Source organism: Tetragenococcus solitarius NBRC 100494, from assembly GCF_001544195.1.
Lineage (GTDB): Bacteria > Bacillota > Bacilli > Lactobacillales > Enterococcaceae > Tetragenococcus > Tetragenococcus solitarius.
Genome location: NZ_BCPY01000013.1, coordinates 34,820 through 49,521, shown reverse-complemented (window position 1 = coordinate 49,521; position 14,702 = coordinate 34,820). Strand labels below are relative to the sequence as shown.

General features: G+C 35.7%; 11 protein-coding genes and 1 pseudogene. 1 reads left to right on the top strand and 11 read right to left on the bottom strand.

The window, feature by feature from the left end; translation table 11 throughout:
- The 4 genes and pseudogenes from TS1_RS05720 to TS1_RS05705 form a co-directional block, all read right to left on the bottom strand.
- Positions 1-858, bottom strand: an 858-nt coding sequence (locus TS1_RS05720; RefSeq protein WP_068708708.1) for an isocitrate/isopropylmalate dehydrogenase family protein, incomplete at its 3' end; no start/stop codon positions are given.
- Between the two features lie 53 nt (positions 859-911).
- Positions 912-2,341, bottom strand: a pseudogene (locus TS1_RS05715) (DASS family sodium-coupled anion symporter).
- A gap of 125 nt (positions 2,342-2,466) precedes the next feature.
- Positions 2,467-3,105: a response regulator gene (locus tag TS1_RS05710; protein WP_068708706.1), complete on the bottom strand. Its 639-nt coding sequence runs from the start codon at positions 3,103-3,105 to the stop codon at positions 2,467-2,469.
- Positions 3,098-4,201: a sensor histidine kinase gene (locus TS1_RS05705; RefSeq protein ID WP_068708705.1), complete on the bottom strand. Its 1,104-nt coding sequence runs from the start codon at positions 4,199-4,201 to the stop codon at positions 3,098-3,100. The genes TS1_RS05710 and TS1_RS05705 overlap by 8 nt, the downstream gene beginning before the upstream one ends.
- A gap of 873 nt (positions 4,202-5,074) precedes the next feature.
- Between TS1_RS05705 and TS1_RS12710 the strand changes: the two genes are divergently transcribed.
- A complete protein-coding gene (locus tag TS1_RS12710; RefSeq protein ID WP_245610110.1) occupies positions 5,075-5,338 on the top strand; it encodes a hypothetical protein in 264 nt (87 codons plus the stop codon).
- Positions 5,339-5,490: 152 nt separating this feature from the next.
- On the opposite strand, the gene TS1_RS05695 is transcribed toward TS1_RS12710, so the two are convergent.
- The 7 genes from TS1_RS05695 to TS1_RS05665 all read right to left on the bottom strand — a co-directional run bounded on the left by TS1_RS05695 (position 5,491) and on the right by TS1_RS05665 (position 14,665).
- A complete protein-coding gene (locus TS1_RS05695; protein ID WP_068708702.1) occupies positions 5,491-6,153 on the bottom strand; it encodes a LysM peptidoglycan-binding domain-containing protein in 663 nt (220 codons plus the stop codon).
- A 337-nt stretch (positions 6,154-6,490) separates the two neighbouring features.
- Positions 6,491-7,564 (bottom strand): zinc ribbon domain-containing protein, encoded by a 1,074-nt coding sequence (locus tag TS1_RS05690; protein WP_068708700.1) that lies wholly within the window; start codon positions 7,562-7,564, stop codon positions 6,491-6,493.
- Positions 7,557-8,654 carry a DUF4352 domain-containing protein gene (locus tag TS1_RS05685; protein WP_068708698.1) on the bottom strand — a complete coding sequence of 366 codons (1,098 nt, stop codon included), beginning with the start codon at positions 8,652-8,654 and terminating at the stop codon, positions 7,557-7,559. Before TS1_RS05685 ends, TS1_RS05690 begins: the two co-directional genes overlap by 8 nt.
- A 158-nt stretch (positions 8,655-8,812) precedes the next feature.
- Complete coding sequence (locus tag TS1_RS05680; RefSeq protein WP_068708696.1) at positions 8,813-10,756, bottom strand: beta-glucoside-specific PTS transporter subunit IIABC; 1,944 nt, start codon at positions 10,754-10,756, stop codon at positions 8,813-8,815.
- 405 nt (positions 10,757-11,161) lie between these two features.
- Positions 11,162-11,722, bottom strand: a complete 561-nt coding sequence (locus tag TS1_RS05675) for a GNAT family N-acetyltransferase (protein WP_083498245.1) — start codon at positions 11,720-11,722, stop codon at positions 11,162-11,164.
- A gap of 367 nt (positions 11,723-12,089) precedes the next feature.
- Positions 12,090-13,175 (bottom strand): CAP domain-containing protein, encoded by a 1,086-nt coding sequence (locus TS1_RS05670; protein WP_068708692.1) that lies wholly within the window; start codon positions 13,173-13,175, stop codon positions 12,090-12,092.
- Positions 13,176-13,390: 215 nt separating this feature from the next.
- Entirely contained in the window at positions 13,391-14,665 is a 1,275-nt protein-coding gene (locus TS1_RS05665) for a polysaccharide deacetylase family protein (protein WP_068708689.1), read from the bottom strand.
- Positions 14,666-14,702 lie beyond the last annotated feature (37 nt).

Genomic DNA, 14,702 nt, shown 5'->3' with positions numbered 1-14,702 from the left:
TAAATAATCTAACATCATACAGCCACCTAAAATAATAGCAGTGGGATTAGCTAAATTTTTGCCGGCAATGTCTGGAGCAGACCCGTGAACAGCTTCAAAGATAGCCATATTGTCTCCTACATTCGCTCCTGGAACAAGACCTAATCCACCAATAAGACCAGCCATTTCATCCGATAAAATATCCCCATATAGATTTTCGGTTACCACAACGTCAAATTGATACGGATTGATCACTAATTGCATCGCCATATTATCTACTAATACTTCTTTAAATTCAATGGTTGGAAATTCAGCTGCAATTTCGCGGGCAATATCTAAAAATAGTCCATCAGAAAGCTTCATAATATTCGCTTTTGTTACAACAGTTACACTAGCACGGTTATGCTCTTTGGCATACTCAAATGCACGACGAATAATTCGCTCTGAGGATTTTCTAGTAATAATTTTTATACTATGCATTTCGTCGTCAGAAATTTTTTCTTCGATACCAGCATACAAGTCTTCGGTATTTTCTCTAAACAAAACTAAATCTAATTTTTTAAATAGTGTTTCCATGGCACCAATCGATTGTATCGGACGGATATTAGCATATAAATCGTATTTCTTCCGCAATGTCACATTTACGCTACGAAACCCTTTGCCAATGGGGGTAGTCATAGGCGCCTTTAAAGCCACTTTATTTTGTTCTAAACTTTTATATACCTTATCTGGAATAAGTGTTCCGGTTTCTTCATAAACTGTTTGTCCAGCACGGACAACATCCCATACAATATCTGCACCTGAGGCATTTATAATATCCATTGCACCTTGTGAGATCTCTTCCCCGATTCCGTCTCCAGTTATCATCGTTACTTTCATTTTTTATCCCTTTCTTGAATACTATTATTTTTTTCATTAAATATTTGTAGTTGCTACATAAAGCCAATCAAACGAAGGCAACCTGAACCAACAACCAACCAAATAAATAAGTAGAACAGTCCCATAATAAAGCTTATTTTCCACCATTCATTCTGCGTAACATAGCCTTCTCCAAAAAGGACAGCTGCAGGACCACTCGCATAATGCGTAGTTGATCCACAAATATTGGTAATGTAGGCAAGCATTAAAGCCGCATACAGCGGTGGCGCACCAGAAGCTAAAGCGACGCCTAAAAATGCTGGGTACATGGCTGTAACATGAGCGGTTAAGCTAGCAAAAAAGTAATGGGTATAAAAGAAAGCTAGGCAAAGTGTAACGAATATAGCCACCCAACCCCAGCCAGACACTGCTGAGGCAATCGCATCACTGAACCAAGGAATAAATCCTAGCTCGTTTAACTGCCCTGCCATCATAACTAAAATCGCAAACCAGATTAAAGTGTTCCAAGCTCCTTTTTCTTGAGTAATATCGTTCCATTCCAAGATTTTCAATAATAGTAGTAAAGAAACAGCTATCAATGCTACCGTCACAGCACTTAAGTCAATAAACTGTCCTGATACCCACAAAACAATAGCCAAGACAAAAATCCACGTCATATTTTTCTCATCAAAAGTCATTGGACCCATATCTCTTCGTTTTCCCTTAGCCCATTCAGGAGCTCCTGGTGTTTCCTTTATTTCTGGCGGGTAAATTTTAAATAAAATCAACGGGATAGAGATTAACGAAAGTAGGCCCGGAACTAAAGCGCCTAAAAACCAATTCATCCAAGTAATCTCAATTCCAAAACCAGCCGCCAGTTCCTGTGCTAAGGGTTTAGTTGCGCCCGCTGTTAGAAACATGGTCGCCACAATTGTGTCCACATGATAAAGACAAGTGATTAAAAATGCCCCAATTTTCTTGCGAGTGCCATCTTGCGGTCTTGAATCATATGTATCTGCCAAACCTTGAACTATCGGCAACATAACGCCTCCGGTTCTTGCAGTACTACTAGGGATAGCCGGCCCAACCACAATATTTACGCCTGATATAGCATACACAAGCCCTAGTGTTTTCTTGCCAAATATTTCTATTCTATTAATGTATAGGCAATTCGAGTCCCTAAGCCTGTCTTTATGATTCCCTTGGACAGGAAAAAAGCTAAAACAATTAACCAAACGCTAGTCCCCGCAAAAGCATCTAAGGCCGTTTCTGTACTCAGCGGCCCTATAACTATCGTAATTGTTAAGCTGATTATCGCTATAGCGCCCATTGGCAACGGCTTTAAAATAATAGCTAAAATAGTGGTAATGAATATTGCTAACATATGCCACCCTTCAACTGGCACCTCTGCAGGTCTTCCCGGAAAGAACCAGATAATAACTCCAACCAATATAGGAATGAATAGGTTGATAAAAAACTGTCTGTTAAATTTTGATTCTGTCATTTCTCAAACCTTCTTTCGCCTAATTTTACTAAGTATCTCATGCTTTTTACTACGACGCTAAAAAAGTCTCAAAACTGTTCGTCCATTTGTCAACATAACTTTTATGTCACTTTTCGTAACTATCTCTATCTCTTTAAATCATGTTCCAGCGAATAAATAGCTATCTGCGTGCGATCTCGTAAATTTAGCTTATCTAAAATAATAGAAATCTGATTTTTTACCGTTCCTACAGATAAAAATAATTTTGCTGCAATTTCTTGATTATTCATTCCTTGTCCAATGCAAGCAATAATATCCAACTCACGTTTGGTCAGTGATTCATTTATCTCTAATTTTTCCGTTTGATCTTTCATTAAGGCAGGCATCACCTTTGCTGCGACATGATCTTCAATAACCAGTCCACCTGCTAGCGCACTTTTAATGGATCGATTCAAAACTTCTGCATCCCCATCTTTTAATAGATACCCATTTGCTTTATATTTTAATGCTTCTAATGCATATTCTTCATCATTAAATGTTGTTAACATCAGAATAATCACCTCAGGCCAACGTTCGCGAATTTTTCGTCCTGCTTCTAACCCATTCATTTCGGGCATGCGAATATCTAAAATAACAACATCAAAAGACTGCTTTTCACATAACGCGATCGCTTCTTTTCCGTTACTGGCTTCACCCGTTACCTGAAATTTTTCGTCTATTTCTATCATCAGTTTTAACCCTTGACGAACCAGTGTTTGATCTTCAGCAAGTAAAATATCAGTCATCGTTTTTCACCTCCAATGGAAATTGACCCATTACATGAAGTTCCCCTCCTAGCTGTCTTACCGTCAATCGTCCATCAATCTCAGATAAACGTTCTCGCATATTCGTCAAGCCGAATCCTTCTGTAATTGTAATTTTTTCTTTCAAAGGATGTGTGACTTGAAAACGTAGATCTCTTTGAGCAATAATTTGAAATTCTATAGCTGCTTGACGGCTCAAACTATGCCGCATCATATTGGTCAATGCTTCTTGAATCGAACGGTACAACGTAACGGATTGTTGGTTGGACAAAACGATTCCCAAAACACCTGTTTTCATTGTGATAGCGACTCGAAGCTGGCTTTCAGATTCTAATTTTCGTATCAGCTGTATGACCGCTTGAAGGCCAGCAGTATCTTCTGTCTTAAATGTTTTAACTGCACTTCGCGTGTCTGCTAAACTATCTTGTGCAAGTGTTTTTAACTGCATAAATGTTTTTTGACTTTCACTATCTTTTGCCTGCAATCTCGCCGCTTCAAGTTGCATCGTCAAAGCAGTCAAACGATGGCCTACTGAATCATGGATTTCTCTGGCAATTTGGTTTCTTTCTTCTTGTCTGGTAACCTTCTCCAAATCTCCTACTTGTCTCTTTGAAGCACGATATAGGCTATAAACAGATTCATACTTATCTTTATACCTTTCTTTTTCAACATCGGCTTGTTTCCAACTTATAACAAAAAAAGAAAAGAGAACAGAAGCCAATAATCCAATCAAAGCTAGCAACCATTCTTGATCAAGCAAAGGGGCCAAGACAATGATGAACGTCAGATACCCCAAATAGATAGATAATGACTTAGTAGATAAATAGATGCTGGCATATACGAGTAGAGTTCCAATGATTAGCCAAAGTAATAAAATATTTTCAAACATAGCTAAGACCAAAAGAGGTAATAAACACAAATCAATTATTTTATAGAGATTTTTTAAAATCGGGATGATGAAATAAAGAACAAAGAACAATGCGCTAAAAAGAAAAAAATTACTTGCGACACTCGTTGTGTATATTCCTAAAGCCCAAGTGATCAGCATCACGACCGAACTTATCCAAAAAAAGATCATCCTAGTCTCCTTTCTTTCCAAAAGCAATAAGAATGCGCTTTCCCAATAAGCTTGAATTTAATAAACTATTTCTAATCATTTTAGCAAACTATTGTACTATACCACCAGCTTTTTCTATTATTTATTCTAGTTAGTGTGTTGTTTATTCGTTTATTGAAGCTTTTTAACGAGATTTTTTCAATGATTGTTGTTGTACAGCGTCTTTGTGTTAAGTTCAACATCTTGTTCATTGAGATAAAGCACATTTAGCATTAACCGTCGAAGAAATGAAAAAGAAAAGAAAAAACAAAAAATAAATCTTTTATCGACCAAAGTTAATAAAATCCTTGGCTTTCTTAATAGCCAAAATGTGAAAACGTGAGCAAAATTACATCCTGCCCTGAAGGATGTAATTTTCCACCAGCGGTAAAAAGTCCGAAAACCTTACAAGATTGATTCAGTGAACTTCTGAAACTGACAGTAGAGTCTGGGTGGAAAAAGATTGGATCCATAATAGGAGTTGAAGCAGTATACTCTTTTGTCCTCCAATTTTTCTTAACTAGTTGATTTTCTTATGCTCTGCTTGAATATGCAAAGCTTTTTAATTTGTTAAAAAAGGAGAACCGATTATGAAAAAATTCTGCTCAAAAAACTGTTTTTGCCGCTATTTTGGCAATAGTCGCCTATTTATTAACGCTGCTTACATTTTCCCTTTACCCTTATGCCTCCATTTATTTGACTTATCCGGAATCCCTGAGATGATTGGTACATTTTTTTAGGTCCCAGCTCAGGTATCTTCGCTGTGTTGCTTAAAAATTTATTGAAAGTAACAACTGCGGTCTCTAGCTCTATGCTTACTGGTGAGGCAATGAACTTCAGTTATCTGTGGCCAGCTTGGTTGATTTATCAAAAGAAGCTGCTTTACTTGGAACAATTATCGGAACTTTTGTTGCAACAGTTATAGCTTGTTTAGCCAATGTCTATGTCATCCTACCATTTTATGGGAATTTATATCGTTGGCCCATGGAAGAAATTATTACGATGACAAAATCTGCCAATCCTTATGTAAATAGTGTTGCTCGATTAGTTATTATCGGTATTGCTCGTTTAATTTCATTAAAAATGGCATCACTAGCTTGTTGGTTGCGCTGTCTTTAGAACGTTTGAAAATCTTATTTAAAAAACAAAAACTTTATTTTTCAAAAAAGGATAGCTTTTAAACTTTCTTTGGTAGAAAAAAAGACCCACATGACGTGAGTCCTTTTAATTTCATTGAATTTGTGCATTATTTTAATAAAATATGATTCAACTTATGCAGTTACCCATTGGGAAGGACCAGCTGTATCATATAATTTTTGAGCTGCTGCGTCTTGAACCTCTTCAGGAGCATTTGCGGCAGGGCTACCTTGATATTCTGCTGGTGCTACAGAGTCCCATGTACTTTGTAGGAATTGGTATTTACCGGATGCACCAGAAGTTGGATTAGTTGCATGGATATCTCCACCTGATTCACGTTGCGCGATTTGTTTCAAGTGATCGTTTACTTCAACAGAAGATGAATCGTTAGAAGTGTCTGCTTCTTGAGCAGGTTGTTGTTCTGCTTGTGCTGGTTCTTGTTCAGTTTGCGCAGGTTCTTGTTCAGCCGGTTGTTGTTCTTGCACTGGAGCTTCTTGTACCGGAGCTTGTTGCTCTTGTACAGGTGCTTCTTGTTGTGCAGGAGCTTGTTTACTATCTCCGTCGGTTGGAATCGTTAATTCTTCGCCCACATAGATCATATTTTTATCTTTAATGTCATTTGCTTCGACGATTGAATCAATCAAACTTTTATCTCCTGTGTATTTAGTAGAAATTTTTGCTAATGTATCATTTGATTGAATTGTATAAATTTCATCCGCATTTGCACTTGTTGTGCCCACTGCAAAAACAGTACCTGCTGCTAATGCTGTTCCTAGTAATAGTTTTTTAAGTTTCATGAATGAATACCTCCAAGATTTTTTTAACTCTGTGGCTTTCAACCACGGTCCTTAATTTAACATACGCAGTGCTCTTGTGTGTTAATAGAAAATAACATTTCATTACTTTTATGACAATGCGAAAACAAATTGAAAAATTCAGAGGGAAAACTCTAGGGAAGATCCTTAAAAACTGCATTAAATCAGCATTTTACTATATCGAACTTTCAAGCAAAAAAAATAAACGTTATCTTTTTTTCGTTAAAATTTTTATTTGACATCCCTAAAAATAAGATTAAAAAAACAAAAAGTGGCATTTTTCTCATAAAAAAATCCCTTCAATTAAGAAGGGAATTTTTTAAATATTGCCTTGTTTTCTTCCGTCTTCATACCATCGCGCTTGGTTTATTTCCGGTAAAGTCACTTCATTGGTATGTGCCCAATCATCTGGTTGCTGCGTATACGTTTCAAAATCAATGGAATAAATTAACCATTTCTTTGTTTCTTGATCAAATTCCATAGTAACGATGGCATTGTGTGAAGCATTTGTTATTTCTTCAGCTCTTTTCCCTTTATTGTTGGCTTTAAGAGACAAAGCCACATCCGTATAAATATCAAAAACAGCTTGTGGTTGGCTACTTCCTTCAATCTTGAGTGATTCACTATTCATAACAAATTTTTGAAAGGTCTGCTCCACCGACTCAATATAAGGACGAAGCTCATCAAAAGTTTGCTGCAAGCTAGCTTTTGTTTCCTCTTGTGCTTGAGTTACACCACTAAAATCTAAATCATTTTGTAGCCCTTGATTCATTGCAATATAATAAGAGACCACTTGATTCAGCAATTTCTCTTGAAAATTTTTACTTGCAATAAACGCTTCTTTTTCGTCCAAAGTTACTGTCTGATTTTCTTTTCTCAAATCCGTTTGTTGTGTTTGCTGCATTTTTCCATATATGGGGCTACTAACCGTATAGTCTATTGGATAATCCCCACCAATTAAAGGCCCCACACGTTTGCCTTTACCGCTTAATAAATGTTTACCAATAGAAAAGGTTACCTGCGAAGTTTCCTCATTTTCAAAGCCGAAATAACGTGGATAAGGCATAAATTTAGTAGGGGCAAACCAACTTTTTCCTTTCTTTTTTTCAAAAAGGGAATCGTTATTTACCCGTTTTTTTATTTCTGCTTCCTTATCCTTTTTAGGAATGCTTTCAGCAAAAACTAAAAATGTTTCTTTATTTAATTTTGTTCCATCATTAAAGCTAGGTGTAACTTTATGAAAGGCAGCATAATCTTTTTGCACGATAGCTTCGGTTAAAAGCTTAGCTTGATGTTTGGTAGAATTTTGCCAATAGATAACACTCAAAATAACGAGAATCATAAATAAAAATAGTCCCACTGCCAGAATTTTTTTATTTATCTTGTTATTCACTTAATCCTCCCATAAAGCTTATTTCTAAATCTTTATAGTCGTAGTTATCATTTGAATCAGAAGAATCAACGGTCCATTGTTTGTCTTCTTTAGTCAAGTTCAGTTTGTATCCATCACCATCAATATATTGGGGTTGGCTCACATCTTCATTACTAAACGTTTCTGGTAATTTTTGCAAAATGTATTTTTCTGCATCTTTTTGTGCTTTTTCATAGTCTGAGTACTTTCCTTTATTTTCATCAACAAACTGATCCCCAATGGAATCAAAATCAATTTTCGTAAAATCAATCACTTCTGGTTTTACATAAACTGTCGCACGATTAGGAGATAAAGAAGCGACCTTATATTCCACTTTGGCTTTTTCCTGGTTTGCTTTTTCAAAAGACTCTACTGTTTTTTGTAATTCTTCGGCTGAAGGAGAGTAAGCGTAAAACTCATTTTTTAAGGCTTCAGCAAATGTTTCATTAAAGTTTTGGTGCTCTTCTTTTGTATCATTTCCTAGCTCACTTGCTTCCTTTTTATCTGAATTTTCTGTATTTTCTTTAGCTAAAAACACTTCTGATACATATTGTTCTGATAAATTCTCCACTTCTTCTGAAGCATCTGCATATTTTGAAGCGTCGACATTAATTTCCACTTCTTCGCTATCTTCTGAGCTTTCTGTTAATACTGGCGTATAATGTAATTCATATTTTTTGTCTTTATCTACTTTAAACACCACATAGCCAGAAACATTTTTCCCACCTGATAGATTTGTATTGCTGAGCATTTCAAAGTCATCATCGTCAGTATAAACATCTGCATTAGAAATTTTATTATCCTCTTCATCATACAATGTTAAATCGCCCTTAGATACTTGCATGGTATCTTTTGTATTATTTTTAATGGCTATATCTAAGGCTAAATATCCTTCGTTTTCACCTACATCTTCGCCATCTTGTAACACATAATCACCTTGTTTTACTTTAATTGTGGCATCTTCTGTTTTTGCTTCTGCCTTATCTTTACTCGCATTATCGCTGCTACCACAGCCAACTAAAAATAAAGCACTTCCTAATACAAGTGCTTTTGATATCCATTTTTCTTCCATAAAAACAACCCCTTATAAATAAAATTAGAATTAAAATTTATATAAAATTAATTATACGTCCTTTACAAAACAAAAACAACTTTTTTATGCGCAATCAACGAATACATAAAAACCGGCGAAAAAGCAGCTGAATGTTTTCGCCGGTTATCAAATATTTCTTATTTCATTGCGGTAAATAAATAATCTCCATGTTCTACGTGACTTTCATCGCTAAACACTATTTCAGTAGCGTCATTTGCATTAGTAACAACAACTGGAATATCTAACGAGTAGCCCATTTGCTTTATTTTAGCTAGATCAAAATGAATCAAAGGTTGTCCAGCTAGCACTTTATCTCCTTTACGAACTAATTTTTCAAACCCTTTTCCTTTTAATTCAACAGTATTTAAACCGATATGGATTAAAATTTCTGTACCAAGACCAGTCGTCAAACTGATGGCGTGTCCTGTTTTAGCGATCATACTGACTGTAGCATTAGCAGGTGCACAAATCATATCCTCATCAGGAACTATTACGATTCCTTTACCCATAGCACCGCTAGCAAAAGTTTTATCTTCAATCTCGGACAGATTTTTTAGCTTCCCATCTAAAGGACTAGCAATAATTTCTTGTTTGCGCGTCTTTTCAAGTTCAGAGTTGCCAGCTAACTGTTTTTTATTTTTCTCTTCAGATTTTTCTATACTAGTATCTAACTGCGGAGTCTTCATAAACATCTGAATTACAAAAGCAATTAGTGTAACTAAAATAAACGAAATCACACGATGCCAAAAATTCATCGTTAACTGACCGTCATCTGTAATATAGTTGGTAAGCGTAAAGATACCAAATCCACCTATACGGTAAACCACCACATCAAAAAAGCCAGTATAAGCCCCGCCTATTGCACTAGAAATGAGAGCGACCACAAAAGGTTTTTTCATCGGTAATAATAGCCCATAAATTCCCGGCTCTGTTACGCCGAATATAGAAGCAATTGTAGCAGGAATCCCAATATCTCTTACTTTTTTGGTTTTATTTTTAATGATAAGCGCTAATAAGACCCCAAGTACACCAAAACTTGCGCTCCCTGAGTTAGACAATATCGGTGTAAAGCCTTGTTCAGAAATTTGTAAGATACCAATCGGAGCTAAGCCCCAGTGTAGTCCAAACATCACCAGTAGCTGCCATAATCCGCCGACTAGCGCACCAAAAATCACCGGACTCAATTTGTAAATTCCCATAAATACCAGACCAATCAAATCTGCACTCCAAGTCGCAATAGGACCAATAAACAAAATGGCCATGGTAGCTGTCACTAATACGGTAAAAAAGGGCGTTAAAAATGAATGAATCACTGTCGGTATTATTTTTTTAAACCCTCTTTCAACTTTCGCACCAAACCATATCGCTAAAATCACAGGAATCACTGTTGAATAATAGCCTCCTGGCGGTAATAACACCGGTATCCCTAAAAAGGTGGTAAACACATCTGCACTAAAATGAGTGCCAGCAAACAAGGTATAAAGCGGCTGACCGGCTGTTATATCACTTAATGAAGGATAGACCAAAGCAAAAGCAATTGCCAGAGCAGAATAAATGTTCATCCGAAATTTTTTTGCCGCTGTCAGAGCAATAACGACCGGTAAAAACTGAAAGAAGCCATCTCCTACCGCGTTTAGTACTGCATAAAATCCGCTATTTGTTTCGTCTAACCCAAAAACACCTAATAAAGCAACAATTCCTTTAATCATTCCGGTTGCGCTTAATAATACAATAAATGGTTGAAATATACTTGAGATTAAATCGATAAATTTATCGAGCAATTTACGTTTACCTTGTTTATGCTCACCAGAAACCGTATGTTCTCCATCGATATTAGAAATATTTAAAATTGCTTCATACACTTCACCAACTTCATTACCGATGACCACCTGATATTGACCACTTGCTTCAATAACAGTAACGATCCCTGCAAGGTTTTTCAGGTATTCTGTGTCTGCTTTACTTTCATCTTTCAAATAAAATCGTAGTCGCGTAACACAATGTTGAAGCTGTTCAACATTGTGTTCTCCGCCTACATGCTCAATAATTTCTTTTGCTAATTTATTATAATTCTTTGCCACTTTTTTCCTTCCCTTGCCTTATATTCCATTTATCTTGTTTATAAAATGAGTGCTAAGTACATATTTATTATAATTAAACCAAAAATAAATTTTTTTACCTTTGTCGTTTAGCATAAATTCCATAATGACATTTTTCACCTCCTCTTTTATTGCCAGTTTATTAACGACAAAAACAAAAAAACTTAATATTTAAGCAATTGGCCTGCTTTTTACAAAAAGGCCTAAACAAGACTAAAAAATCATAGCATAACGTTGTCGTTTTTGTCTTGTTTAGGATTTGTCTAGCAAAAAACTATTATTGCAGAAAAAATGGTCCCTTCTCGTATAACAAACAAATTTTTTGTAAATAAAAAAGAAAAAGAGTAGGCACAAAAAATTGATGCCTACTCTTTTTCTTTTAAGTGATTAATGAATTCCTTTCGCATTTTCCCAATCATTCCTTAGTATAGAATAAATAGATATATCAACGATGCCGCTAGTATTTACTCCGCGCTTTTTAAATGTCCCTTCATAAGTAAACCCAGCCTTTTGAAGCACTTTACCTGAATTTTCATTATTTATATCATGTGCTGCTTCTATTCTATTCACCTTTGTCTCTTGAAAAAGATAGAAAACAACTGCCCGCAGTGCTTCTGCTACATATCCATTTCCCCACCAATTTTTACCAATCGCATAACCAATCTCAAACGTTTGAATTTTTTCATGTTGTTTTACTACAGTAATTGTTCCAATTAATTCCTGCATTTGTTTAACTTCAATACCCCAATCAAAATAATTGGGATCCATGTACAATTCTTGTTTTTCAACTAGCAATGCCTTTACAGTTTCAATCGTGTCATGAGGCGGCCATGACAAATACCGTGTAACCTTAGAATCTGAAGCCCAGTTTGCATACATCTGACTACTATCTTCCACACGCAGTTTTCGTAATTTTAATCGTTGAGTCTGTATCGTTTCCGTTCCCATCAGCATTCTCCTTTATTATTTTGATTGATACAAATTTTAAAAATCACTCTGTTTTTACATGGAAAAATTTAATTGTGGTCATTTTTCTTTTCATTTTTTCTATAAAACTCTTTTATTAAATAAGAACATCATTCACGAAATTGACATAACAAAGCCAGTAAAACCAACAGCTTGGTTGCTTTCAAGCGCTACAATATCAGAATTTCTAAAACTTCTAGTCTTTCCTGTAAACGCCTTTTTAGCTTATCATAATTCCTTCTAGTGTATCATAAAAAAATAGGAGTTGTTTAAAAAAGAAATGAAATTTTCTGTTTTTGATTTGCTAATAAAAAATGTCTCCTCACGTTTTTATGAGAAGACATTTCTCTTACCTACTTAAAAAGTTTTCAGTATAAAACGGTTGGTTATCTTCATTAAAATCAACGCCTACACCTAGCTCGGTAAAATCCTCATTAACGATATTTTTCCGGTGACCTTCTGAGTTCATTAATCCTTGATGAGCAAAAATACTGCTTGTTTGTCCTTGAGCTAGATTTTCGCCTGCACTTATAAAAGTAATACCATCTGCTTGCATACGATCAAAAGGGGATTGCCCTTGTTGATTGGTATGGTCAAAGTAATGGTTGACTGCCATATCCGTACTATGTTTTCTAGCTGTCTTTTTTACTTCTTCGTTCCAATCTAATACATTCAAACCACGTCTAGAACGTTCGGCATTTGTTATATCAAAGAGCTGATACTCAAACCCTTCTTTTAAGGCATCACTAGCATCAGCATAAAGCGAACTTTTGGAGGTCTCCAATGGCTCTGCGACAATTTGCATAGCTGTCACTTCATCATTGTCATGTTCATCGTAAAAAATTGTGACATAGTTTCCATCTATCCGATAAACATCATATTCACCATCGCTATTTATTTGCATGTTAAAGCCGTTATGAGCAATTGTAGATTCTGTTTCACCTAGTTTTTTATGAACTTCAGACTTTGTGCTTCCTAAGGAGATATCATTTTGAGAAGCAATCATATCCTGATTCGTGTACAAGCCTTGGACAATGTCTTCTTGGTCATAAGCGACCATCAAAAAGTTTTGATAGTTCTCATGATAACTAGCCCATTTTAAACCATATTCGTTGGTCGTTTCACGTTTTGGTTCTCCATAGGTTTGTTCAATTTCTTCTTTACTATCGCCAATCTCAATGTTTCCGACGGAGAAGGTTTGATCTTCAGGCTGAGATAATTCTAACGCTTTTGTTCGGCTTTGTTCATCATCGGCACTATTATCTACAATAGAATCAAATAATGAAGTTGCTTGGTCTTGCATACGGCTAAAGCTCAAATTTTCGCCAAAAAGTTGCGTAGTGAAATTTTCTACAGGGCTTTCCCACAGGGGCTTGGTCCAAACGACTACTAACACAACTACAATGAATTTAGCTAATTTTTTAAAGATAGTCATTCCACCTTCTAATGTCTATATAAAGCTATACGTCTTTTTAACAGTCTGCAACAATTTTTCTTACTTTATCTTCATTCTAACCTTTAGTGTCTACTTTAAGGCAATACTTTGTTCTATGAACTTAAAAATTTCTATACTAAATTAAGAAAATATAAATAAATGCACGACGTTATCACTAATATACAAAAACAAGAATCAGATGACCTCCTTGTTCTTTATTTATCTCGCTTATCATCATAGACATCTTTTACATTTATAAAATCTTCTAAAATATCATTCTGCCCGTCTAATTCAGATTTGAAACGAATCCCATCAAGGTTAATGCGCGCATTACGGTAATAATCTGAATTGAATTGCCCCCAAGAAGGCACCGAAGCATCTACATTACAAAAAATACGAAATCCTTGTTGTTTTAGATAATCATATTTCGGATTTTTATCATAAGGCTGAAAGTCGCTAATATCTGCTCCATGCGGGTAAATTAGGACATCAGTATCCCCTATAATCGGGGCAACTTCATCCTTCCAACGTTGTGTATCTTTAGCGATCTGTTTTTGCCCAACTTCTGCCATGTTAATATGCCCCCAAGTATGAGAAGCAAACGTCCAACCTGTATCTTTTAGCCGGTCAGCAACTTCTTTGGCTTTTGCGATTTCCTGTTCTGTTTTTTCGTTGTCTCCGTATTCAGATTTAGAAGTTCGATAACCAAGTGCACCATTATAACCAGTTAAGGCTAAAATGCCTTTGGAACCACGATAAGAAAAATCAGGATGTTCTTCTACGAATTTATCCAATATAGGCACCATATCATAATCGCCGGTTTTTTCTTGTCCGTTTTCTTTATAAGTATTTTTAACTTCACCTTCTTTGTTTACAAGCAATTTTTCAGCAAAGCCAGCGTCTTTCATATACTCATAATAATTTACGTCGTCTTGAGAAAAAATTAGCGGCTTCTTTCCTTCTGGTAAATCTACCCCTTTAAATTGCAGTTTGCCTTTTGAATCTTCTTTCACTAAATCATCAAACGTAACCAGCACATAGCCATTGTCATAAAGTTGCTGAATGGTTTTTTTAAACTCAGAAATCGTAATCATATAGTCTTTATAACCTTGTGCTTGTTCTTTATCATGAAACGCTTTATCCGCATCAGCAACCAAGCTGTGTACAAATACATGCGAGATTTTTTCTGGATCCTGCCAAGCTACAAGCTGCTCTTTTTCTTGTTCATAGTTTGTCTTTAATTTATCTGCTAATTTCGTATCTGCGCCTTCTAATTCTTTAATCGCCCCATCGTAATCATATTGTTGGGCAAGTAGTTTCGCTTGTTCCGCTTCCTCGTTTGTTCTTTTTTTAGTTGTAGAAGTGGAAGTTGTTGTCGTTGTTTCTTGTTTTTTTGTATTTGCTTTATTAACCAAGTGGAAACTAAACCCCAAAACTAAAATAGCAACCATCGCCAACAATGAGACAACCCATTTTTGAACTTTTGTCATACTCCGCCTTCTTTTCCTGGTAAAACCTGACTTTCCT